Annotated in this window: 20 protein-coding genes and 1 tRNA gene; 10 read left to right on the forward strand and 11 right to left on the reverse strand. The window is 59.4% G+C overall.

Annotation, left to right across the window (positions count from 1 at the left end; genetic code table 11):
* Positions 1-110: 110 nt before the first annotated feature.
* A tRNA-Arg gene (locus tag A3OQ_RS0107575) sits at positions 111-187 on the reverse strand.
* 437 nt (positions 188-624) lie between these two features.
* Between A3OQ_RS0107575 and A3OQ_RS21650 the strand changes: the two genes are divergently transcribed.
* From A3OQ_RS21650 to A3OQ_RS0107590, 3 genes are all read left to right on the forward strand, one after another.
* Positions 625-1,347 (forward strand): thermonuclease family protein, encoded by a 723-nt coding sequence (locus A3OQ_RS21650; RefSeq protein WP_161607315.1) that lies wholly within the window; start codon positions 625-627, stop codon positions 1,345-1,347.
* Positions 1,348-1,360: 13 nt separating this feature from the next.
* Complete coding sequence (locus A3OQ_RS0107585; protein ID WP_020174774.1) at positions 1,361-2,872, forward strand: M48 family metalloprotease; 1,512 nt, start codon at positions 1,361-1,363, stop codon at positions 2,870-2,872.
* 272 nt (positions 2,873-3,144) lie between these two features.
* Positions 3,145-4,017: an RNA polymerase factor sigma-32 gene (locus A3OQ_RS0107590; RefSeq protein WP_026595609.1), complete on the forward strand. Its 873-nt coding sequence runs from the start codon at positions 3,145-3,147 to the stop codon at positions 4,015-4,017.
* A gap of 90 nt (positions 4,018-4,107) precedes the next feature.
* Here A3OQ_RS0107590 and A3OQ_RS25025 read toward each other — a convergent pair whose 3' ends face one another.
* Complete coding sequence (locus A3OQ_RS25025; RefSeq protein ID WP_244427107.1) at positions 4,108-4,842, reverse strand: CarD family transcriptional regulator; 735 nt, start codon at positions 4,840-4,842, stop codon at positions 4,108-4,110.
* Positions 4,843-5,137: 295 nt separating this feature from the next.
* Between A3OQ_RS25025 and A3OQ_RS25030 the strand changes: the two genes are divergently transcribed.
* Positions 5,138-5,326, forward strand: coding sequence for a hypothetical protein (locus A3OQ_RS25030; protein ID WP_244427108.1), 189 nt, complete (start codon positions 5,138-5,140; stop codon positions 5,324-5,326).
* Positions 5,327-6,108: 782 nt separating this feature from the next.
* Here the strand turns inward: A3OQ_RS25030 and fdxA are convergent.
* The 4 genes from fdxA to A3OQ_RS0107615 form a co-directional block, all read right to left on the reverse strand.
* The gene (gene fdxA, locus A3OQ_RS0107600; protein WP_020174777.1) at positions 6,109-6,480 is read right to left on the reverse strand and encodes a ferredoxin FdxA; all 372 of its coding nucleotides are present in this window, start codon (positions 6,478-6,480) and stop codon (positions 6,109-6,111) included.
* Positions 6,481-6,621: 141 nt separating this feature from the next.
* Positions 6,622-6,903 (reverse strand): RNA-binding S4 domain-containing protein, encoded by a 282-nt coding sequence (locus A3OQ_RS0107605; RefSeq protein ID WP_020174778.1) that lies wholly within the window; start codon positions 6,901-6,903, stop codon positions 6,622-6,624.
* Between the two features lie 135 nt (positions 6,904-7,038).
* Positions 7,039-8,259, reverse strand: coding sequence for a GNAT family N-acetyltransferase (locus A3OQ_RS23460; RefSeq protein ID WP_020174779.1), 1,221 nt, complete (start codon positions 8,257-8,259; stop codon positions 7,039-7,041).
* A 180-nt stretch (positions 8,260-8,439) separates the two neighbouring features.
* Positions 8,440-10,299: a long-chain-acyl-CoA synthetase gene (locus A3OQ_RS0107615; RefSeq protein WP_152428354.1), complete on the reverse strand. Its 1,860-nt coding sequence runs from the start codon at positions 10,297-10,299 to the stop codon at positions 8,440-8,442.
* Positions 10,300-10,587: 288 nt separating this feature from the next.
* On the opposite strand from A3OQ_RS0107615, the gene A3OQ_RS0107620 reads away from it, so the two are divergent.
* Positions 10,588-11,289, forward strand: coding sequence for an ABC transporter permease (locus A3OQ_RS0107620; RefSeq protein ID WP_020174781.1), 702 nt, complete (start codon positions 10,588-10,590; stop codon positions 11,287-11,289).
* 4 nt (positions 11,290-11,293) lie between these two features.
* On the opposite strand, the gene A3OQ_RS0107625 is transcribed toward A3OQ_RS0107620, so the two are convergent.
* Positions 11,294-12,154 carry an ABC transporter substrate-binding protein gene (locus A3OQ_RS0107625; protein ID WP_020174782.1) on the reverse strand — a complete coding sequence of 287 codons (861 nt, stop codon included), beginning with the start codon at positions 12,152-12,154 and terminating at the stop codon, positions 11,294-11,296.
* Positions 12,155-12,217: 63 nt separating this feature from the next.
* Here A3OQ_RS0107625 and modD point away from each other — a divergent pair, with 63 nt between their 5' ends.
* Together modD and A3OQ_RS0107635 are read left to right on the forward strand one after the other, a co-directional pair.
* Positions 12,218-13,069: a ModD protein gene (modD, locus tag A3OQ_RS0107630; RefSeq protein ID WP_020174783.1), complete on the forward strand. Its 852-nt coding sequence runs from the start codon at positions 12,218-12,220 to the stop codon at positions 13,067-13,069.
* Between the two features lie 30 nt (positions 13,070-13,099).
* Positions 13,100-13,585 (forward strand): TOBE domain-containing protein, encoded by a 486-nt coding sequence (locus tag A3OQ_RS0107635; RefSeq protein ID WP_020174784.1) that lies wholly within the window; start codon positions 13,100-13,102, stop codon positions 13,583-13,585.
* On the opposite strand, the gene A3OQ_RS0107640 is transcribed toward A3OQ_RS0107635, so the two are convergent.
* The gene (locus A3OQ_RS0107640) at positions 13,515-13,922 is read right to left on the reverse strand and encodes a winged helix-turn-helix domain-containing protein (RefSeq protein WP_020174785.1); all 408 of its coding nucleotides are present in this window, start codon (positions 13,920-13,922) and stop codon (positions 13,515-13,517) included. The two genes, A3OQ_RS0107635 and A3OQ_RS0107640, sit on opposite strands and share 71 nt — an antisense overlap.
* A gap of 156 nt (positions 13,923-14,078) precedes the next feature.
* Positions 14,079-14,948 carry a xanthine dehydrogenase gene (locus A3OQ_RS0107645; RefSeq protein WP_040580741.1) on the reverse strand — a complete coding sequence of 290 codons (870 nt, stop codon included), beginning with the start codon at positions 14,946-14,948 and terminating at the stop codon, positions 14,079-14,081.
* A 346-nt stretch (positions 14,949-15,294) separates the two neighbouring features.
* Here A3OQ_RS0107645 and A3OQ_RS21665 point away from each other — a divergent pair, with 346 nt between their 5' ends.
* A complete protein-coding gene (locus A3OQ_RS21665; protein WP_161607316.1) occupies positions 15,295-16,287 on the forward strand; it encodes a glycosyltransferase in 993 nt (330 codons plus the stop codon).
* A gap of 99 nt (positions 16,288-16,386) precedes the next feature.
* Here A3OQ_RS21665 and A3OQ_RS0107655 read toward each other — a convergent pair whose 3' ends face one another.
* The gene (locus tag A3OQ_RS0107655; protein WP_026595613.1) at positions 16,387-17,034 is read right to left on the reverse strand and encodes a sterol desaturase family protein; all 648 of its coding nucleotides are present in this window, start codon (positions 17,032-17,034) and stop codon (positions 16,387-16,389) included.
* Positions 17,035-17,428: 394 nt separating this feature from the next.
* On the opposite strand from A3OQ_RS0107655, the gene A3OQ_RS0107660 reads away from it, so the two are divergent.
* Together A3OQ_RS0107660 and A3OQ_RS0107665 are read left to right on the forward strand one after the other, a co-directional pair.
* Positions 17,429-19,936 (forward strand): glycogen/starch/alpha-glucan phosphorylase, encoded by a 2,508-nt coding sequence (locus A3OQ_RS0107660; RefSeq protein ID WP_083931536.1) that lies wholly within the window; start codon positions 17,429-17,431, stop codon positions 19,934-19,936.
* Positions 19,937-20,119: 183 nt separating this feature from the next.
* Complete coding sequence (locus A3OQ_RS0107665) at positions 20,120-20,890, forward strand: L,D-transpeptidase (RefSeq protein ID WP_020174790.1); 771 nt, start codon at positions 20,120-20,122, stop codon at positions 20,888-20,890.
* A gap of 228 nt (positions 20,891-21,118) precedes the next feature.
* On the opposite strand, the gene A3OQ_RS0107670 is transcribed toward A3OQ_RS0107665, so the two are convergent.
* Complete coding sequence (locus tag A3OQ_RS0107670) at positions 21,119-21,898, reverse strand: DUF2076 domain-containing protein (protein ID WP_020174791.1); 780 nt, start codon at positions 21,896-21,898, stop codon at positions 21,119-21,121.
* Positions 21,899-21,992: the final 94 nt, after the last annotated feature.

Genomic DNA, 21,992 nt, shown 5'->3' on the forward strand with positions numbered 1-21,992 from the left:
GCCGTTGCGGCCGCGTAAACAGTTCTGCTTGGCAATAACTATCTCGGGCGCGCGCAGCCTTGTTCCAGATCAAGCACGCGATGAATCGCGGATGGTTTGACGGCTGGAAATGGTGTCCCGGACTGGATTCGAACCAGTGGCCTACGGTTTAGGAAACCGTTGCTCTATCCTGCTGAGCTACCGGGACATTTCACGCGTAAAAACAGTTTTGCCAAGGCCATCTATGATCGAAAGGATGAAGCACCTATGACAAATTCTTGACGTCAATTTTTAACATCTCTGCCGGCCTCTGGCCAGACCGGGGCCTTTGATCCTTCACACCCGACAGGCTTACCTGTTGTTGCACCGTGCCTGTGGGCGGCGCAAACTCCAAAACCGCCGATGGTTCTCTTAAGGGAGCGTGGCCGCGATTTGAAAATGGGCGAAAACCGAGCGGATGCCCAAGCTTGTAAGGGGTTCGAAAAAGCCATTTCGGGCTTTGTAGCTCCGGCAGGACTTGCCATTTTTTTCACCTTTCTAAGCTTGGCGCCGGGGCCATTCGCGAAAGAGGCCGGGGCAGGCGATGCTTGTGTGTTGAAGGGTGGAAGTCATGCTGCCGTTTCCGCCGTAAGCGAGAGATTGGAATTGACGCTGGCCGACGGCCGCGTCCTCCGGATCGCCGGGGTCGAAGCGGCGGGGCCGACACCGAGCGATCCGGATCTAGGCACGCGCGGCCGGGACTGGCTGATGGCGTGGCTGGAAAATCGGGACATTTCCTATCAGGCGCTCGATGCGCGACCGGACCGGTGGGGCCGTGTCCCGACAGTGATTTTCGCGGCGCCGGTACCCGGAGACGCAAGCCCGTCCTCGGCCGGAGAAAGTCTGGTTCGGCAGGGCTTTGCGCGCGTTGCACCGGATCAGCACAAAAACCCCTGCGAAAAGCGGCTTTTGGAGGCTGAAAAGGCTGCCCGCGCGGCCGGGCTGGGGCTTTGGAGCGATCCCTATTACAATATCATAGCGGCGACGGACGCTTTGGCTTTCACGGAACACGCCGGAAGCCTCGTTCTGGCCGAAGGCCGCGTGAGCGAGGTCCGCGACGGTTCTGGGCGAACCACGCTTTTTTTCGGGCCGCATCGGCGGGATCATTTGGCGGTCACGGTCCTGCAACGCAACGTCAAGATATTTGAGGCCGCCGGGCTTCATTTTCACGATCTGATCGGGCAAACCCTTCGCGTGCGGGGACTGCTTGAAACGCGTTTCGGTCCGGAGATCGAAGTGACCGCTCCAAGCGAGGTCGAATTAATCGCCGACCGTCCCGGCGAAGCCGCAAAGCCGGTGCAAAACGCCCCTGCGATGGTGCAGCCATAGATCGAAGGGTTGAATGAAGTTCTCGAAACGGTTTGGCCTGGGACAAGGGCGGCAGGACATGCGGGTCCGCCTATGGGCTGCCGTGGGCTTGGTACTCGCGCCTGCCGCAGCGCTGCTTCTCGCCGACTGTTCGTCGATCGAGGTCCAAGGCACCAAGCCCGCGTCTGTCGAGATTCCGGCGGCCGCGCCGAAGACTGTCGGGATCGATGCCGCGAATGCCGAACATAAGCGCATGGTCTCGCTGTTTGGCGGCGAATATCATGATGTGAAGGCCGAACGTTATCTGAACGACATTCTGGTCAAGCTGGCCAATGCCGGCGATCGTCCAAGCGAGCCCTATAGGGTCACGATTTTGAATTCGCCGGTGGTGAATGCTTTCGCGCTTCCGCCGAACAATCTTTATGCGACGCGCGGGCTTCTCGCGCTTGCCAATGATGCGTCGGAAATCGCGGCTGTCATGGCGCATGAAATCGCGCATATTACCGCGCGCCACGCCATGCAGCGCGCCGAGCAGGAAAAGCGGGCAGCGGTCATCAGCCAGGCGGCGAGCGTCATTCAAAGCCGGCAGAAAGGCGAGGAGGTCGTGGCCTCGGCCAAGCAATCTTTCGCAAGCTTCTCGCGCCAGCAAGAGCTTGAAGCGGACGAGATCGGCATCAAAGAGATGGCGCGGGCCGGCTTTGATCCCTATGGCGCGACGCGTTTCCTCGTTTCGCTTGGCCGCTGGAGCACGTTTCGCGCGTCGCTCGTCGGGCAGTCGAACGCGGACAAGCCGGATCTGCTCGCAACCCATCCGTCGACTCCCGAACGCGTGTCGCAAGCAACCATTGTCGCGCGGCAAATCGGTGCGCCGGGAATAGGCACCGCGGACCGTGCCGGTTATCTGGCTGCCATCGACGGTTTGCTGTTCGGCGATGATCCATCCGAAGGGTCCATCCGCGGCCGCCGCTTTATCCATCCACGCTTGGGCTTCACCTTTGTTGCACCTGACGGATTCGTGCTTGAAAATTCGGCGCAGGCGATCTTGGGCGTAAAGGGCGGCGGCAATGAAGCTTTGCGCCTCGACAGCGTTCACTTGGCGCAATCGACCTCGCTCGAATCCTATATTGCGTCGGGCTGGGTCGATGGATTGATTCAAAGTTCGGTCGCTTCGACCGAGATCAATACGATGAAGGCTGCAACCGCGACCGCGCGGGCCGGCGAATGGAATTTTCTGCTCGCCGTGATTCGTTTCGACCCAAGCGAAGTCTATCGGCTGATCTTTGCGGTGCGGAGTTTGAACGATGATGCAGAAGCGCGATTTCAGACTCTGATTAACTCGTTCCGGCGGATCGCGCCGGACGAGGCTAGTGCCGTTCATCCGCTGCATCTGACGATGGTCGTGGCCAAGGATGGCGATAGCGTGGAAACTTTGGCTTCGCGGATGGTCGTGCCGGACCGGCCGTTCGATTATTTTCTTTTGTTAAATGGTATCGATCGCAACGGATCGTTGCGCAGCGGTGAAACCTATAAAATCGTAACGGAATGAATGTGCTAACTGAATGACGGATGAGGTAAAACTTTTCTGATCAAAAGACCTGCCGCCGATGGGAACCAGCTGCATAGGTGAACCGTTTAGGTGCTGCGGGGTTGGGGGCCTCGACTTTTGCAGAGGTTTCTAATGCGCTGGTTCGCAATCATTTTTTTTGACCGCGGTCACTTCGAACCCTCACAAATACCACAGAACAGTCATCACGATCCTGTGAAGTTTGTCTCGGCCTTCCATGCCGTTCTGCACGGAGGGACGGTCCATTGAACGCAATGGTTCAACTTTCAGGAGTCGGCCGTCAGTTCATCCGAACGGCCATGGCTGCTCCATTTCTTGCGCGCGACGAAGAACAAGTTCTCGCCAGGCGCTGGAAAGACGAAGGCAATGTCGGTGCGATGCATCAGCTTGCCCAGGCCCATATGCGGCTCGTGATCGCGCTCGCGGTCAAGTTCAGACATTATGGCTTGCCGATCGCCGATCTGATTCAGGAAGGCCATATCGGCCTCTTGGAAGCGGCGATGCGCTTCGAACCGGAACGCGAGGTGCGTTTTTCCACTTACGCGACATGGTGGATTCGCGCGGCCATTCAGGATTATGTCCTGCGCAATTGGTCAATCGTTCGCGGCGGTACGAGTTCCGCGCAGAAAAGTCTGTTCTTCAATCTGCGGCGCCTGCGCGCGAAATTGGCGCAACGGGGCGAGTCGAGCAATGCGATCGTCTATGAAGACATTGCGCAGACCTTGGGCGTCAATCGCGCCGACGTCGAGATGATGGACATGCGGCTGTCCGGCCCCGATATTTCGCTGAATGCCACGGTCGCCGAAAGCGATCCATCCATGCCGGCGGAACGGGTGGATTTTCTTGTCGACGACAAGCCTCTTCCTGACGAATTGGTGAGCAGTTCAATCGACACCACCCGCCGGACCGATTGGCTCGAAGATGCCTTGAAGAGCCTGACCGAACGCGAACTCAGCATTGTCCGCGAAAGACGCCTTGGCGAAGAGGCAACGACGCTTGAGGCTCTCGGCGCGCGTCTCGGCATTTCAAAAGAACGTGTCCGCCAGATCGAAAGCCGTGCCATCGAGAAATTGCGGCGGTATTTGCTGCAGCGGCATCCCGAGGATGCGGCTGGCGCGATGATCTAGCTCCGACGCAAATCAGCGCGCATTATCTCAATGCAAAAAGCGGTCCGTGTCGGGCCGCCTTTTTTATGACTCACATTTCGGGGAGCGGGTTTATGCCGCTTCCTCGATCTCGCCTTCTTCGGCTTCGGGACCCTCGGCCTCAGCTTCGGCCTCTTCGGCTTTGCTGCGGCGCGGACCTTTTTGAAGCTGGGTCTCGATCAGTTTCAGCGCTTCAGTCTCGGTCAGTTTCTGGACCGTTCCGACTTCGCGCGAGAGACGATCGAGCGCCGCCTCATAGAGCTGGCGTTCCGAATAAGATTGTTCCGGCTGCGCATCGGAGCGATAAAGATCGCGTACGACTTCGGCAATCGCGACGAGATCGCCGGAATTGATCTTGGCTTCATATTCCTGAGCGCGGCGCGACCACATCGTACGCTTGACCCGGGCGCGGCCAGTCAAGGTGTCGAGCGCTTTCTTCACGACATCGGCTTCGGCAAGCTTACGCATGCCGACGCTTGCGACCTTGGTCGTCGGCACTTTCAGAATCATCTTGTCCTTGATGAAACTGATCACGAAGAGCTCAAGCTTGAAACCTGCGACTTCCTGCTCCTCGACCGCGATGATCTGGCCGACGCCATGCGCCGGATAGACGATGAATTCCATCACCTTGAACCCGCGACCGCCATTCGGCGCAGCAGGCTTGTGCGGAACCGCCGGCTTGACGCCCGGCCTTTCGCTTTTCTGCTCTGGAGCCTTGAGCGGGGCGGGTTTCGCCTCTGCCTTAGGTTCTTGAGGAGTCGGCTGGGGGCCTTGATTGATTTGTGGTTTGGCTGCCTTGCCGATCATGTTTTTTTCTACCGCTTTCTTGAAAGCCGCGGCGAGCGACTCAGTCGGCCTCACTGGGGAGGATACGGCAGCCGCTACCTTGGGCGCAGCACTATTTAAGGCGCCACTCGCTAATTTTTTCTCAGTGGCCGGAGCTTGGACGGGTTTGGTGGCGGCCGTCTTCGGTTGAACCGTCTTCGACGGTTTGGCCGGAGCCGCTGCTGATTTTGTCAAAACGGGCTTTACCTTTGTCACGGCCGCTGGCTTCGGCGGGGCTTTCACGAGGGTCTTTTTGGCAGGAGCCGGAGCTCCTTTGGTGAGCTTGGATGTGGCGCTCGCCTTTGCACGCGCCTTGACAAGTCCGGCAGCGACCGCCTGGACATTGGCCTTCGAGCGGGGCGCCGCCGTGGCCTTCGTCTTATGGGCGAGACTGGCCGACCGCGCCGTAGCAGCCGCGGCGCGCGACGCGGTCGCGGTCTTGGTTTTCACCGCTTTTGCGGTTTGAACTTTCTTGGCCGAGGCAGCAGCCCGCGAGGCTTTTGTCACAACCACGGGCTTGGCGGTCCGCGCCGCACTGCGCGACGGAGCCGTCGCGGCTACGGTTCTTGACCGGGTAGCCCCTGATCTGGCCCGGGACGCAGCGGCCTTCGGAGCCTTGGCCTTGGAAGAAGCAATCTTTTTCGAGGCGGGCTTAGCCGCAACCGCGCGACCGCGCGCGGGGGCAGATGCCGCCTTTTTAAGCTTCGGCACAGCGCGCGGCGCGGTCTTCCCTTTGGGTTTAAGGGCTTGAGACCGTTCCGTCTTGCTCGAACCGGCCTTGGTTTTGGTCGATTTATCGTTTTTCTTGACGGACGACATACGCAGCGCACTCCTTTTTTGTTCCGCTTTGGAGACGGAACGTATTTCTGGCGTCGGAGCCTCGGCTCGCCACCACGCGCAGGCTCAACTCCGCCATGAAACGGGGCTGAAAACGGCTTTTGCGCGTCATTTCCTTTTTATATGGTCGGTCCCACGCTCGATTGCATCGGATCTACCCACATCGCAAAAATAATCGCCTTGGAAGCCCGACGGAGCTCACCAAGGCGCGAACGAAAACGGCCACGCTTCAGCTGCCTGTTAAGAAACAGTTTATCAGCTTGAACCGCGAAAATCAAAAAATATGACGCTGGTGTGTGAGTTCAACGGGTAATAGTTAACCCGCCGCCCACAGAATTTGTGATCCTACTGCGAGGATCACACACTTCTTAAGTTGAAGTCTCTCGCATTAAGCAAGAATGATGCCGAATATCACTCGTCTTTGGCTTTTTTACTGCCCTTGGCGCCGCCCTCTCCTGGCTTATCGGAGAACAAGCCTTCCTCATATTTGTTCTTTTTGCCGTTGAACTCTTTGGCTTCGGGAAGCGCTTTCCGCTTGATCGCGAGGTTCGGCCATATCTTCGCCATGTCGGCATTGAGCTGGGGGAAGATGCCGAGTTTCTTGGCGGTGTCGGGCTTGATGGCGGCTGCCGGACATTCAGGTTCGCAGACGCCGCAATCGATGCATTCGTCGGGATGAATGACCAGCATGTTCTCGCCCTCGTAGAAACAATCAACGGGGCAGACTTCGACGCAGTCTGTGTATTTGCACTTGATGCAATTGTCGAGAACGACATAGGCCATGAATTGCCTCCCGGTATGATGGCACTTTAAGGCTGAAGCCGATTAGGCCACTTCAATTGGTGTTTGGAACCATTATCAATATCGACCTAACGCTTTTGATCCGCCGACGCAAGAAAGTTGCCGCAGGCGCAAGGCACAAATTCAAGGCACTGGCTCGCTTGGCGAGGTTAGTTCATCGAACAAAAGTTTGGCTTCCGGATAGGACTCGCGCCGCGCCCCAGGTGCGACGACGCGCAGGACGCGAACCTGCCGCTCAAGCGCGATCGTCAGTACGTCACCGGCCGCGACCAGATGCGCCGGCGTTCCGATCCGGTGCCCGTTGAGACGGACATGGCCATCGGTAACGAGCCTCGCGGCTAAGGTCCGTGTCTTGACCACGCGCGCGAACCATAACCATTTGTCGAGCCGCTGCCGATCGACCATGCCGTGCCGGAAACCGCGATCCTGTCATAAGGAAAAGACGAAGTCTCAAGATGGAAAGAATCGGGCCTTTCGGCAAGACCATTTTGTAAGCGCGGCTACAGGTCACGGCGATTCATCGGCCTCGCCGCGCGGGCTTCAGTGCCGCCGGCGCAGCAGCCGCTTCACCAGGGGTTTGACCTTCGAACGCAGCTGCTCCTGCACAATTTCAAGCCACAGACCGAGGCTGAAAGACAATCCCTGGGCATGGATCGGGAGAAGCGCGTTCGTCATGGCGATGCGGTCTTTCCAGATATGATCGATCATCGGATGGTTGGCGACGGCGCAAGAATCCGTCAGCGCGACGGTCGGGCTGGCAAGCTGGGTTTGCGTCAGCTCGAGGGTGAGCTGGACGCCGGGAGACAGGGCGGCAAAGCGCTCGTCATAGGCCGTCTTCCAATAGAGCGCCCGGTCGCCGCTTTGGATCACAACGCCGATCGCGATTGGCGCTCCGTCGATCTCGAGCGTATCGATGCGGCATTTGCCTTCGAGCGCCATGGAGCGTGTCATTGAGCGGAAGAAAGTGGCTCCCGACGAAGCCGCCAGCAGGGCGGTCTTGCGCGCACCCTTCCAGCCTTTGTATTCGAGCGAGAGAAATTCTTCCGTCGCTTGCCGGATCTCCGCCGGATCGCGGACAGACCGATAGGTGACCTCGCCATTTTCGCTCAAGCGCCGTCTTTGCTGACGATATTGTTTGCGCCGTTTCGCCGAAATAACATCGGGTGCGTCGCTGGCCGCTTTCGACAAGGCCGCGCGCGCATATTCATTGAAGAGATATAACCGGGTCTGGCTCGCTTCCGCGTAAAGGCGCAACAAGGCGAAGGTCGGACCTTGTTTAGGCAGATGCGGCAACATGAGCCCGGTGAGACCTGGGCGATGCCGGCGCAGCCAGCCGATCATCTCGTGAAGTGCTTCTTGCCCGCGGTCCCGGTCGAAGAGCGGCGTGCCGAGCGGCGCATGTTCGTGCGCCGCGCCATGCGCGAAAAATCCGAAGGGGCCCGGCAGGGACAGCGGCAAAAGTCCGAGGAGTCTATGGCGGGTATTTGCACCCTCCTTGGCCCAGGCCAAAAGGAACTCCAGCTTTTCGCTTGTGCCGCAATGTTGGAGCAGCGGAATGGCAAAAGCCGGTTCGAGAAAGACATTGGGTTCGAGCGCGCGCGTCACGAGGTCGGCCCAGGCCGGCCGAAGCTGCGTGAGTTCGTCAAGGTCCACGATTTCGGCGAAGAACTCTTCCTGCTGGGACTCGAAGGCCGAAGCCGGCTTGGGGCGTGCGGCGGTCAAGTCCGCAATCCCGGTCTGGAAGAAAGCAAGGCTACTCATCGCACGTCCCAAATTGGGAAGGAAAACGGAAAGCTCGGGTCATCGGCGGCGTCGATGTCTCACCAAGAAACACTTCGATGATGTCCGGGCGTGAGACGGTGCCGCAGCAATGACCAGCCGCATATTCCGCGCCGGAACGCGGCGCGACACGAAGCTTAAGCGAAAGCAGCGAGGATATAGTTAAAGCCGCCGGCGGCCTTGCGTGATGTGCTCATGCAGCACCGGATCGACCGGGACGAAAGTGCCCGCTTCCGGATCGTCGAAAAAGATTGAGTCGGTGCTGCGGGTGGGATCGAACCCCTGCGCGACAAGATCCATCTTGCGCGGCTTGAACGTCGAGGTGATGTCGAGGTGATTCTGGAAACGCAAAAACAAAGGCCGGGCGAAATGCGGCAGATTTTCCTGCAGATGCTGCCTGAAGGTTTCGAGGTCGAATGCGCTCATATCCTTCACGACGATGGCAGCCATGCCGGCCCGGCCCTCCGTGCCCGGAATGGAGACGCCATAGACATTGGCTTCGGTGATGTCGCTGAAGGCCGTGATGGCTTCCGAGACTTGCGTCGTTGAGACATTCTCGCCCTTCCAGCGGAATGTGTCGCCGGCCCGGTCGAGGAAATAATAATAGCCGCGGGCGTCGCGCATCATCAGGTCGCCGGTGGCAAACCATGCGTCGCCGGACTTGAAGACATTGCGCAGGATCTTGCGCTCCGAAGCAGCCTTGTCCGAATAGCCCTCGAACCGGTTGGCGGGCTTTTTCGGGTCGTTCATGATCTCGCCGATGATTTCGCCGGGTTCGCCGGGCGCGCAGGCGATGCAAAAGCCGTTCGCGCCGCGCACGGGCTGTTCCGTCTCGATGTCGTAGCGCACGATCGCGATCGGAAAGCGATGCTTGATCCAATCGGGAAGACGCCCGACGGCGCCGGGCGTCGAATCGAAATTGAAAAGCGCGACATTGCCTTCCGTCGCCGCGTAATATTCGAGAATGCGCGGCACGTGGAACCGCTCGCTGAATTTCATCCACACGTCCGGACGCAGCCCATTGCCGCAGCAAAGCCGCAGGTGGTGCGCGGTTTCTTCCGGGCAGGGCGGCGCCGCCAGAAGATAGCGGCATAATTCGCCGACATAGCAAAAGATATTGCAATCGTAGCGGACGATATCGCTCCAAAATTCGCGTGCTGAAAATTTCTCGCGGATGATCAAGGTTCCGCCCTTGATCAGTCCGGCGCCGAAAGCCGCTATGCCGCCGACCGAATGATACATGGGCAGGCAATTATAAACCCGGTCCGTCGGCTTTGCCGCCGTGAGGCCGGCAAAGCCGATCATCATCAGCAGAACGCGAAAATGATTGAGATTGGCGGCCTTCGGCAGTCCTGTCGTGCCGGATGTATAGATGTAAAGGCAACGGTCCTTGCTGTTTATGATAGGGCGTTCCGCGGCCGGAAGATTTTCGCCCGAAAATTGGCCAAGCGCCGAATCGACGCGTGGAATCGCACCCGCGCCCGCGGCCTCTCCGTGGAGAAAGATCCGTGTGTCGTCACCCAAGAGAGTCCGCACCGCTTCGAGAGAGGCAAGCAGGCAGGCATCGACGATAATGGCGCGCGGATGCGCGACATTGATACATTGCGCCAGCGCCGGACCGATGAGATTCGTATTGATGAGCGCGGTGACGCAGCCGGCCTTCGCCAGGCCCATCCATACGCAGAAATATTCAGGACGGTTCGGCATCAAAAGAGCGATGGTATCGCCCGGCCCGAACCCTTGCGCGCGGGCCCAGCGCGCATAGAGATTGGCCCTCGCGTTCAGCTCTCGATAGCTCAGAGTCTCGCGGGTCGAGACAAGCGCTGTCTTATCGCCGTATTTTTCCGCGAGATTTTCGATCACTTGGCCGACCGTCTTAGTCTTCTCGGTGGCCACGGGGTGGACGGCGCGCAAAATCCGGACAAGCCCGAAAAAGTAGCGCAACTCGCGACGAACTCTTTCCAGGAGCCGCATGATCCATTTCCTCGCCTGATGTTCTTTGCGCGAAGCATCTACGCGCATTTTGAACACTCTAAGGCAGCCAAGTGGTAGAGTCGCGGGATCAGAGCGTCAATCCGTTGCCGCATCCTCTAAGAGGCGGAAAACCGGGCTTATTCACAAGCTTCGATAATGATGTGTAAACGGCCATGGGCGCTAAAGCCCGTGGCTATGTCAGCGGCGTGCTACCGTGGTAGCGCTGGCGGACGGCGCCTCAATCGACGGCGATCACGATATCCAAGTGCGTGTAAGACGTGCCGTTTGCGGATGCGGGCGGATGCATCAAGCGTTGCGAGTTGCTATGCCATTTGCATGGAAGATATTGCGCGCGCCTTTTTAACGGCTTTCCGATTGATCCTGCGTTTCGATCCGGAACTCGCGGGCATTGTCCTTTTGTCGCTCCGCGTCAGCCTCAGCGCGACATTTATCGCGAGCCTGATTGGCGTCCCCCTTGGCATTGTTCTAGCCATCGGGGTTTTCTCGGGCCGTCATAGCGCCATCGTCTTCTGCCATGCCTTGCTTGGCCTGCCGCCGGTGACCGTCGGGCTTTTCGTCTATCTTTTGCTGTCGCGTTCGGGGCCGCTTGGCGGATTGGGGCTTTTATTTACGCCGGCCGCCATGATCCTGGCGCAGACCTGTCTCGCAATTCCTATCATCGCCGCTTTAGTGCAGCGGGTGGCGGCGCGGTCTTGGGCCGAATATCGCGACGAATTCACCATCGCCGGCGCATCGCGTTTCCGGATCGGACGCGAGCTTTTGCGAATGGATTACGGCGCTTTGCTCACGGCTTTCCTGACCGCTTTCGGCAGGCTCCTTTCGGAAGTCGGCGCCATTCTCGTCGTCGGCGGAAATATCCGCTTCTATACGCGCACGATGACGACGGCGATCGCGCTCGAGACCAATAAAGGCGATCTCAGTTTCGCACTCGCGCTTGGTCTCGTGCTGATCCTGATCAGCCTCGCCGTGAGCACCCTTGCCTTCAGCCTCAATCATCTCTTTATCGAGCAGAATTGAGTGCTCAATTTGTCGGCACGCCGGTGGCATTTGGAAAGAACAGCTGTTTGCCGTCGATCTTATAGTTTGCGACGGCGCTTTGCCCTTCGGGCGAGATCAGCCAATCGACGAAGCTCTGGCCATCCGCCTTCTTCACATCGGGATGCTTGGCCGGATTCACCAGCATCACCCCATACTGGTTGAAGAGGCGGCTGTCCCCCTCGACCAAAATCACAAGATCGGCTTTATTCTTGAAGGACAGCCAAGTGCCGCGATCGGAAAGGACATAGGCGCCGGTTCCCGCCGCCATGTTGAGCGCGGGTCCCATGCCTTGGCCTATGTCCTTATAGGAAGGGCCGATCCGAGCCGGATCGATCCCGGCTTCCTTCCAATAGCGCAGTTCGGCGGCATGGGTGCCGGAGCGGTCGCCGCGCGAGATGAAAGGGATTTTGCTCTCGGCAATCCGCTGCAAGGCTTTGACGACGTCATGCCCGGCCGCTTTCGCGGGATCGGCCGTGGGGCCAAGAATGATAAAATCATTATACATCACATCGAAACGTGCGACGCCCTGACCCTCGGCCATGAATTTATCTTCGGCGGCGCGGTCGTGGACGAGCACGACATCGGCGTCGCCGCGCCTCGCAATATCGAGGGCCTGTCCTGTGCCGACCGCCACGACTTTGACTTCTATGCCGGTTTTCTGCGTAAAAGCGGGCAGAAGCCGGCCGAACAGGCCGGATTGTTCGGTCGACGTCGTCGAAGCGACCGTGATCGTGCGATCACCTGCCAGGCTGCTTTGCGCAAAGCCCGCGGCCAGAATAAGGGCAAGGATGAAAAAGCGATGCCGAAGCATGATGGCCGCGCGACCTTGGTTGAGGCGTGACATGAATGCAGCATCTTTAGCGCGGATTCTGCATGTGTGTCGAACCGAAAGAAAAGGATCTCATTCGTGATTTTGCCGCTTTTGCCGGATGCCGTTCTCGACGAATTTCTGGCCGACGACGTTGCACTTCTTGATTTGACGACGCACGTGCTTGCGATTGGCGGCAAGGCCGGCCTTATGCATTTTTCGGCACGCAATGCGATGACCGTCGCCTGCGCGGAGGAGGCCGCTCGAATCATCATGCGGGCAGGCGGCACCGTAGACCTTCAAGCGCACTCCGGCGATGCGCTTACCGCCGGAGCGCCCATCCTTGTTGCGACCGGACCGGCGCAGGCCTTGTTGCGGGCTTGGAAGGTGTCGCAAAATCTTGTCGAAGTGGCCTCTGGCATCGCGACGGCGACGCGCGCCATCGTTGACGCTGCCCGGGCCGTCAAACCCGGCATCGGCGTCGTCTGCACGCGGAAAAACGCGCCGGGGACAAAGCTCGTGTCGCTGAAGGCGATCCTCGCGGGCGGCGCGACGCCGCATCGTCTCGGCCTGTCCGAAACCATTCTGATCTTCGCCGAACATCGCGCTTTTTTGGACGGTATGCCGCCGAAGGAGGTCATAGCCCTGGTGCGCCAGGCGGTGGCCGAAAAGAAGATCGTCGTCGAAGTCGGATCGATCGACGAAGCTTTGTTGTGGGCGGGTGCCGGCGCCGACGTGATTCAGACCGAGAAATTTTCGGTGCAAGACGTCGCTGCTCTGTGCCGTACTTTAGGGCAATTCCCGTCAAAACCGCACGTTGCTGTGGCAGGTGGCGTCAATACAGGCAACGCTGGCGATTATGCGGCGGCCGGAGCCGATATTCTCGTGACATCGGCGCCATATTGGGCGAAACCTTGTGACGTTGCTGTGCGCCTTGAAGCAGCTTCTTAGTCTAGAACTATTTTTATATGGCGAGGAGCCATGCTTGAGATCCCGAAAACGCGGTCTGTCCGCCCGGTTCTACGGGCGACGTTAAGCGCGCGCGTCCTCACCCATGATCTCGATCTCGCCTTGACGACGCTTCTGTTTGCCGATGGCGAATTGCGTGTGCCGCTGGTGGATAGCCCGGTCGATTCGGCGCTGCGAATCCGAATCGATGCGCGGGACGTCTCGATCGCGCTGTCGCGCCCGATGGACGTCTCGATCACCAATCGCCTGCCCGGACGGATCGCCGAACTGGTGCCTTTGTCGCCGCCTTATGTGCGGGCGACCTGCGATCTCGGGATGACGCAGATCCACGCCTTGATCATGCGCGAATCGGTCGACCGGCTGGCACTCGTGCCCGGCCTCAGAATATGGGTGATGATCAAGGCGGCGGCGATTGCCGGCGCCGATCTCAGCCCAGATCTCGCGCCCCGCCCACGGCCCTGGCCTTTACGTCGAAAGTCCAGTCAAGAGACTGCGTGAGTTCGTCGAGCGACTTGCGAGCCGAATTGGCGGCATGACGCTCGATCGACCGGTAAAGCGCGACGAGCCTCTCGCCGAAAGAGGTGATCTCCGCGCCGCCGCCGCGACGCCCCGGAAAGGTGGCGATCACCGGGCTCTCGAAAGTGCGGTTCAAGGCGTCGACGACCAGCCAGCATTTGCGATAGGAGAGCCCGAGTGCGCGGCTCGCGCCGATGATCGAACGCTCGACGCGGATCGCCTCGATCAGGCTCAGATCTTCCGGCGTGAAAGAACCGCCGTTCGGCAAATGAAGATGAATGGCGACATGCGCGACTTCTGGACTATCTTTTTTTAACATATGTTCCCTCCCGCTGCAGATGAGAGCGTGACGGCATCGAATTTGGTCGCGCTGACACTTTATGCCTTAGGTGCGCGCATGGTCTTAGGCTCGCAAAAGCCGGACCGGCCTTGCTAATCCAAGACCTAGCACGAATAGGTTGAGCAAATCCTGTGTTCATTGATAGAGCGGGGCGTGCCGCACAAGACCGTGCTGGTTTTCATAGATTTCAACAGCCCGCCGCGTTGCCGCGGCGATCTGCCGGGGCCGGTCGTCGATGCCGGTCCATTTCGCTGCGCGTCCGCTGCGCGGGTCGATCTCGATGAGCTTGGCGCAGGCCGGCACTTCGGTGCCGTCGCGCACCAAGCCGCGCAGGACGCCGTCGATCGGCGCCCGAACCGGATCGCCCTCGTGATGCCCGACCACGACGCCCTTATAGACGCGCACGCCGATGTCGAGCGATGTCCGCCAGCGGCCTTCCATATCGGCGCGCATGAAGCGCTCGCCGCCGGTATCGCCGAGATTTATGCTGCGGCCATCCGCGGGTTCGGTGATGCCGCTCGTCAATATGGTGCCATTGAGGCCCGGCTTGGTTTCGACGGCGATGTCGCAATTGCCATGCACGAAAAAGCCAGGGCCCAATCCGACCGCGATTTTGGCGAGCCCGCGCAAATCGGGTTTTTCGGCATGTTTCTGCATGCGGGCATCGACGAGAATGTCGATCGATCCAAGAACGAGAAGTTCGGTCAGGCCGAGCCATGTAATGGCAACGCGATCGGGCCGGGCGAAGACCTGAAATGCCTCCAGGATGAAATCGATGCGATGGGCGGCTACGCCTTCGAGTTGGGCCGGATCGCCGAACAAGGCATCGTGAAAAGCCATGCCGCGGCGCAAGACGGGCGGCAGAGGATCATAGGAGAGAATGACGTCCCAGCCGGTTTTGCGCAGCAAAACCGCGACGGCGGAGGCGATCTCATTGGTCCCAAGCACGACTGCGAGGCGGCGGCGAAGCGGCAGTCTTTGAGCAAGGCCAATGGAGCGGTGCATGGCGAGAGTCCGTCGGAAGAGCAAATGCGCCAGAAGAATGTTGCGAGGAGAGCCCCTTCAGCACGACTCTCCCCAGCTCAAAAGCTATATCAATATAGATATTGCTTTGTCAATTCTCGCCGATCCTGTGACTCATTCTTTTGGCTCTCGCGCTTGACGCGGGGAAAGGAATGGAGAAGCTCTGCCCAGTCTTTGGTGGACACCGGATAGTGCCTTGACCTTTATTTCAATTGTTGCCGCGTTATGGTGGGTTTCTTCCTGCGTTGTTTTTCTCATGTCCTTGATCGGCGCCGTTCTGCAGCCTTTTGTCCAAAGGCGGCGGGCAACCTGCACGGATCGTCCTGCTGTGTCCTTGATCTTGCCGGTCAAGCTGCTTAATCCCGGATTCGAACAGGCACAACGCTCGGCGTTCCGGCAAGATTATCCGGATTATGAGATCTTGTTCAGCTCGACCGATAAGCAGTCCCCGGCGCTCGATGTCGTCCACGAGCTGATCGAGAATTTCCCCGAGCGGCCGGCGCGCATTCTCCAATCCACCGCCAATATGGCGGCGAGCCCCAAGATGAACAATCTCGTGGCGCCTCTTGCGGCGGCGCGTCACGATGTGATCGTCACCAAGGATTCAAACATCACGCTGGACCCCGATACGATCCAGGCTTTCATGCGCAGTTTCACGCCGGGCGTGGGGCTTGTTTGCGCCGTGCCTGTGGCGGTTCGCTCCGAAAATTACGCGGCGCAGATCGAAGCGCTTATCGTCAACGCACATGCGCGCGTTCTGCTCATGGTGTCGATGCTCGGCTGCGGCTTTGGCGTCGGCAAGGTGATGCTGTTCAAGCGCAGCGACCTTGAAAAGCTCGGCGGCATCGACGCCGTCAGCGATACGATCGCCGAGGATAGCGCGATTGCCAAAGGCTTTGCGAGCCTGGGATTGAAGACGAGATTCGCGCACAAGACGGCGGCGCAGGAAATCGGCCGCCGCAATTTGCATGAGATTTACGAGCGCCAGGCGCGCTGGGCGGTCATCCGCCGCGCGATGGAGCCTTGGACCTTTCCGCTTGAGCCGATCTATAATTCGCTCGTGACGTCGCTCGCCGCAGCCTTGGCCGCGCCGTTGATCGGCGTATCGCCGCTGCTTGCAGCGGGCGGTACGCTCGCCCTTTGGTTCGTCGCCGAAATCGGTGTCGCAGCCGTGAAGGGATGGGAAGTCTCTTTCTGGTCGCCGCTCGCGTTTCTGGGACGCGAGATCTTAAGCCTCATGGCCTGGCTGCATGCTTGGACGACGCGCGATGTCGTCTGGGCGAACAAGTGCCTGCATGTCTATAATGGCGAACGGCGCTAGCGAGCGAAGCAATCCAGGTAACACCAAGCAGTGGCATGGATTGCTTCGTCGATGCGCTCCTCGCAATGACGATGGAATATTGAGCTCTCTTAATTACGCCTAGCTCTTATTCCTGCTGCTACGCTCCGGCGCTTCGAACGCCGTCTTGAAGATAGTGTCCCACCAGGGCGCACTGACGCCAAACCCGCGCGCAGGGTCGCGGAAATGATGCAGCATATGCGCTCGCCGCATGGCGACGCCGACGCGCGTCTTGGGCTCGGCATGATGCAGATAGTAATGCGTCATGTCATAGGAGAGGTAGCCGATGAGAAAGCCGGTCAGAACCGGATAGGCGAAGGGCCAGCCGAACACCAGCGTGGTGATGACGAAGGCTATTGCCATGATCGGGCCGCTGAGCAGCGGCGGCATGACAAGCCGCAGCGGATCGTTCGGATGAACGTGATGCACGCCATGAATGAGAAAATGGATGCGCGCGCCGAACTTTCCCGGAAACTCATAATGAAAAAGGTAACGGTGGCCTAGATATTCGGTGAGGGTCCAGATCAGATAACCGAGCAGCACCGCGCCGGCTGCGACCGGTACGGACAGCACTCGGACGCTCAGATAAGAGAGCAAAACCACGATGGGCGTATAGACGAGAAGCGGCATCGACCAATGCACGCGGGAGAACTTGTCGAGCAAGTCGTTTTCAAAAAGCCGCGGCGAAGCGCTGAGCATATCTTGTTCACGAGTTCCGGTCTGGCTCATCGGGTTCTATCCACCTTCGTCGGGAGGCCTTGCATTTGGCATTCAATTTAGCACATCGGCCGCGGAGTGCTAAAATAGAAGACATTTTATCATCGCATTTTTACCGTAAGCGATGTCTATCCAATTGTATTCGCTTAGAACTACGGATTGTGGCAGATCGTTCTAGAAGGACGCGATCCAAGCCTCAATCTTTATCACTTTTTATTATAATACCATGCCGCCGTTTGATTTGGATCAAGCTGCGACGTCAAGTCAGTATATGCCACTTGCAGGGCGGCCCGTGCGGGCCATGTAAAACAAGCCCAATAAAGAGCCTTGGCCATGAGATGTAAGTCCATGAGCCGCAGCGACGCTGAATTTCGTTTGATGCGTCTCGCTTATTCTTCCACAAGGAATGAAGAGGTTTGAGAGATTGGATGTGACACCGATAAGGAAAACCCGCGAGAAAGCGCCACCGTCTGTTGAGCGCCGCCCCGTGGTCGTGCCGCGGCCGGAGGCGCTCCGGCAGGCAATTCTCGATAAACTCGCTTATGCGCTCGGCAAGGACGTCGCTTCGGCGACCCCGCATGACTGGCTCTTCGCGACAGCGCTGGCCGTTCGCAATCATATCGTCGATAGCTGGGTGGCATCAGAGCAGCGCACCGATGAGGCTGGCGGCAAACGCGTCTATTATCTCTCGATTGAATTTCTGATCGGCCGCCTCTTGTTCGATGGACTGGGAAATCTCGGTCTCACCGAGCCGGTCCGCGAGGCGCTTTCCAGCCTTGGCGTCGATCTCGATGAATTGCGCGCGCTCGAACCCGATGCCGCGCTCGGCAATGGCGGCCTTGGCAGGCTTGCCGCCTGTTTCATGGATTCGATGGCAAGCCTGGCGCTGCCCACCTTCGGTTACGGCATTCGCTACCAATTCGGATTGTTCAAGCAGATCATCGAAGACGGATGGCAGACGGAAGCCCCGGACCGCTGGCTCGATTTCGGCAATCCTTGGGAGTTCAAGCGGCCGGAGATCGTCTATCCGATTCATTTCGGCGGCACGGCCGAAGCGATCGAAGCGGAACATGCCAAGCCCGGGGCTTGGTATTATGCGGAGACGATCCTCGCCATGGCCTATGATACGCCGATCGTCGGTTGGCGCGGCAAACATGCCAATACGCTGCGGCTCTGGTCGGCGCTGGCAGAAGAGCCGATCGCGCTTGCGACTTTCAACCAGGGCGATCATTTAGGCGCCATGGCCGCGCGCGACACGGCCGAAGCCATCTCGGATGTGCTTTACCCGAGCGACGACAATCCGGCCGGCGAGGAACTGCGCCTGCGCCAGGAGTTCTTCTTCACCTCGGCCTCGTTGCAGGATCTTTTGCAGAGGCACATCGCGACTTTCGGTGACATCGCAAGCCTTCCCGACAAGGCAGCCATTCATCTCAACGATACGCATCCAGCGCTCGCCGTCGCCGAGCTGATGCGGCTTTTGCTCGACGAGCATCATGTGGCTTGGGAAGAGGCCTGGCGCATCACGTCGCAGACGCTGAATTACACCAATCATACGCTTTTGCCGGAAGCCTTGGAGACGTGGCCGGTCGCGCTTCTGGCGCGCCTGCTGCCGCGCCATCTCCAGATTATTTACACGATCAATTACGATCATCTGAAATCTCTGCCCGACGGTTTGAAGGCGCCGGAGTCCATCGCGGCTTTATCCCTCATCGAAGAGAGAGGCGAGCGGCGCGTCCGTATGGGTCATCTCGCGTTTGTGGGGTCGCGCCGGATCAATGGCGTCTCGGCTCTGCACACCGATCTTCTGCGCCGCACGGTCTTTCACGATCTAGATCGGGCCTACCCGGGGCGCATCGTCAATAAGACGAACGGCATTTCGTTTCGCCGCTGGCTGCATGAAGCCAATCCGGCGCTGACGAAGCTGCTCGTCGAGACCGTGTCGCCGACGATCCTCGACGATCCTTCGCTCTTGCGCAAGCTCGAGGCTTTCGCGGACGATCCGGCTTTTCATGCAAAATTGCGCGCGACGCGACTGGCGAACAAGGAGGCTCTTGCAAAACGCATTGGCGCGCGGCTCGATATTCACCTCGATCCGCAGGCGCTCTTCGACGTGCATATCAAGCGCATCCATGAATATAAGCGCCAGCTTCTCAACATCATCGAAGCGATCGCGCTCTATCTGGAGATCCTCGATAAGCCCGGCTTCGCTGCTGTGCCGAGAGTGAAGATTTTCGCGGGCAAGGCGGCGGCAAGCTATTGGCATGCGAAATTGATCATCAAGCTTGCCAATGCCGTCGCCGATGTCGTCAACAAAGATCCGCGCATCGGCGACAGGCTGAAACTCGTCTTCGTCCCGAATTATAATGTGAGCATCGCGGAAGCGATCATTCCTGCCACTGATCTCTCCGAGCAGATCTCGACCGCCGGGATGGAAGCGTCCGGCACGGGCAATATGAAGCTTGCCTTGAATGGTGCCTTGACGATCGGCACGCTCGACGGCGCCAATGTCGAAATCCGCGAGCATGTCGCCGCCGACAATATCTTCATCTTCGGCGCGGTGACCGAAGAGATCGCGCAAAAGCGTAAGTCGGGATTCACGGGCGCGGAGGCCAAAGCGGCTTCCCCGCGTTTGGCGCGCGCGCTCGATGCGATCGCGGCGGGTGTTTTCTCGCCCGACGACAAAGGCAGGTTCAAGCCATTGCTCGATGCAGTGCTGGGCTATGATCCTTTCATGGTGGTGGCGGATTTTGACGCCTATTGGGACGCGCAGCGCAAGGTCGATGCGCTTTGGAACGAGCCCGAGCATTGGTGGCGCGCGGCGACCCTCAATATTGCGCGGATGGCATGGTTCTCATCCGACCGCACGATCCGCGAATATGCGGACGAGATCTGGCGCGCGAAAACCTTGCCTTAACCGCGTTTCGAAGTCAGGCGTTTACCCTGTAAATTGTCGAAATCTATACCTTAAACAACACGTTAGGGCGATGCTAACCACGTCTCGTCAGGCCCTGATAACGTTACTCCCTTAAGGTTACCACGTCTTGAGTTGAGGCATCGGTTCAACGCCATGCCTCGCGTAACAGCGTGGAAGCGTCTCATGTTCTCTCGATTCCCTTTTGCCTCTCTCATCGGGCTGTCGCTCGTGGCGGCGCCCTTTGCGGCTCATGCCGATCCGCATGTGATTTCCGGCCTCGGGCCGCGTCAGGCCCAGCCTTATAACGATCCCTCCGCGGAGATGGCCGCGCCGCCTCAGCAAAGCGCGCCCGGCAATTATGGCGGCGGCTTTCTCGAATTGCTGATGACCGGCCGCAATCCGTCGCCGGGCTATATGCCGGGGCCGCGTTCGATGAATGCGCCCGCGGGGTCGGCCTCGCAGATGACGGCCTATGCCGATCCGCAAGGCGGTGCGCCGCGCCGCGAGATCGATCCGGTCTATCAGCGCCAGGAAGTCGATTATTCCGGCAAGGAACGGCCGGGCACGATCGTCATCGACACGCCGAACAAGTTCTTATTCTACGTGGAGCCGGGCGGCCGCGCCTTGCGCTACGGGATCGGCGTCGGACGTCCCGGATTTGAATGGTCGGGCATCAAGACGATCAGCCGCAAGGCCGAATGGCCGGATTGGACGCCGCCTTCCGAAATGCTGCTGCGCCGTCCCGACCTGCCGACCCATATGGCGGGCGGTCCAGAGAATCCGCTCGGTGCCCGTGCGCTTTATCTCGGCTCGTCGCTCTATCGCATTCACGGCACCAATGAGCCCTATACGATCGGCACCAATGTGTCGTCAGGCTGCATCCGCATGATGAACCAGGACGTCGAAGACCTTTACACGCGCGTGAAGATCGGCACCAAAGTCATCGTGATGTAAGCGGCCGCGGGGCGCCCCTTCTCCCGCTTGCGGGAGAAGGTGTCATGCGAAGCATGTGGATGAGGGTAGGCTGGGGCGAGGCGCAAAACGTCGTTCCTCGCCTCGTTTTTTGGGTGCTGGTCTATGACGATATAGGATGTGGGAGCTTCTCGACCCCTCATCCGACCCTCGCTGACACGAGGGCCACCTTCTCCCGCAAGCGGGAGAAGGGACACCCGCACTTTGCGATCAAGCGTCGCTGGAATAATCGTCGGAATAGTCTCCGGCGTCCTGCTGGTCGTCTTGATCCTGATCGGCGTCCTGCTGCGCATCCTGGGCGCGCAACGCTGAGCCGTCATCGTTGTAATAATTATTGACCACGGTCTCGCGGCTGCCGCCTAAACCGCCGCCGAGACCGCCCAACCCATCGGCGATGCCGAGGCTGTTATTATGGCCGCCCATCAGACCCCGGATCGAATCGGCCAAGAGCACACCGCCGGCGACACCCGCCGCGGCGCCCAAGGCACCCTTCAGGAAGCCGCCGCTTTGCGGCGCTCCAAAGCCGCCCTGAGGCTGGCCGCCCCAAGGCCCGGCCGGCGGCGCGCCAAAGCCGCCTTGCGGCTGCTGCTGCTGGCCCCACGGGCTTTGCGGAGGTGGGGGAGGAGGCGCATTATAGCCCTGCGACTGCTGCCAAGGACTGCCGGATGGCGGCACGCTCGACCGCGGCGGCGGGTTGCCGCCGCCGAAAAGCGAACCCAAACCGCTCAAAAAGCCGCCGCCGCCCGCGGGCTGGCTCGCCTGCTGCTGGAGGTCGCGTACTTCCGCTTCGAGCTGCTGCAAGCGGTCATTCGCCGCGCGCAAAGCCTGTTCCTGTACAAGGACTGTCTGCGCCAAAAGATAAGGCGCATAAGGCTGGGCGCGGACAGCGTCATCGATGAGAGCTTCGGCTTCGCGGTCGCGTGGATTGGCGGCAGCGCCGCGCACGCGGTCAAACAGGCCGATCAGCAACTGCCGTTCTTCGGGTGACATGGGATTCTCCCGGTTAAAGAGGCGGAGAGATTCCGCCGCGAAAAAATATGGGGAGCGATCTGGGCGGCTCCAAGGCCCGCCAGGGTGATGATTA

It is taken from the genome of Methyloferula stellata AR4, from assembly GCF_000385335.1.
In the GTDB taxonomy this organism is placed as follows: Bacteria; Pseudomonadota; Alphaproteobacteria; order Rhizobiales; family Beijerinckiaceae; genus Methyloferula; species Methyloferula stellata.

What these genes read in the sequence shown, in the direction of transcription:
- A3OQ_RS25025 (WP_244427107.1), bottom strand. Translation starts at nt 4,842, where the DNA reads ATGATCGGCAAGGCAGCCAAACCACAAATCAATCAAGGCCCCCAGCCG.
- A3OQ_RS0107665 (WP_020174790.1), top strand. Translation starts at nt 20,120, where the DNA reads ATGTTCTCTCGATTCCCTTTTGCCTCTCTCATCGGGCTGTCGCTCGTG.
- A3OQ_RS0107635 (WP_020174784.1), top strand. Translation starts at nt 13,100, where the DNA reads ATGCTTGAGATCCCGAAAACGCGGTCTGTCCGCCCGGTTCTACGGGCG.
- A3OQ_RS0107625 (WP_020174782.1), bottom strand. Translation starts at nt 12,154, where the DNA reads ATGTCACGCCTCAACCAAGGTCGCGCGGCCATCATGCTTCGGCATCGC.
- A3OQ_RS23460 (WP_020174779.1), bottom strand. Translation starts at nt 8,259, where the DNA reads ATGAGTAGCCTTGCTTTCTTCCAGACCGGGATTGCGGACTTGACCGCC.
- A3OQ_RS0107670 (WP_020174791.1), bottom strand. Translation starts at nt 21,898, where the DNA reads ATGTCACCCGAAGAACGGCAGTTGCTGATCGGCCTGTTTGACCGCGTG.
- A3OQ_RS0107655 (WP_026595613.1), bottom strand. Translation starts at nt 17,034, where the DNA reads ATGAGCCAGACCGGAACTCGTGAACAAGATATGCTCAGCGCTTCGCCG.
- A3OQ_RS0107585 (WP_020174774.1), top strand. Translation starts at nt 1,361, where the DNA reads ATGAAGTTCTCGAAACGGTTTGGCCTGGGACAAGGGCGGCAGGACATG.
- A3OQ_RS0107615 (WP_152428354.1), bottom strand. Translation starts at nt 10,299, where the DNA reads ATGCGCGTAGATGCTTCGCGCAAAGAACATCAGGCGAGGAAATGGATC.
- A3OQ_RS0107620 (WP_020174781.1), top strand. Translation starts at nt 10,588, where the DNA reads ATGGAAGATATTGCGCGCGCCTTTTTAACGGCTTTCCGATTGATCCTG.
- A3OQ_RS0107660 (WP_083931536.1), top strand. Translation starts at nt 17,429, where the DNA reads ATGAAGAGGTTTGAGAGATTGGATGTGACACCGATAAGGAAAACCCGC.
- A3OQ_RS0107645 (WP_040580741.1), bottom strand. Translation starts at nt 14,948, where the DNA reads ATGCACCGCTCCATTGGCCTTGCTCAAAGACTGCCGCTTCGCCGCCGC.
- fdxA (WP_020174777.1), bottom strand. Translation starts at nt 6,480, where the DNA reads ATGGCCTATGTCGTTCTCGACAATTGCATCAAGTGCAAATACACAGAC.
- A3OQ_RS0107590 (WP_026595609.1), top strand. Translation starts at nt 3,145, where the DNA reads ATGGTTCAACTTTCAGGAGTCGGCCGTCAGTTCATCCGAACGGCCATG.
- A3OQ_RS0107605 (WP_020174778.1), bottom strand. Translation starts at nt 6,903, where the DNA reads ATGGTCGATCGGCAGCGGCTCGACAAATGGTTATGGTTCGCGCGCGTG.
- A3OQ_RS0107640 (WP_020174785.1), bottom strand. Translation starts at nt 13,922, where the DNA reads ATGTTAAAAAAAGATAGTCCAGAAGTCGCGCATGTCGCCATTCATCTT.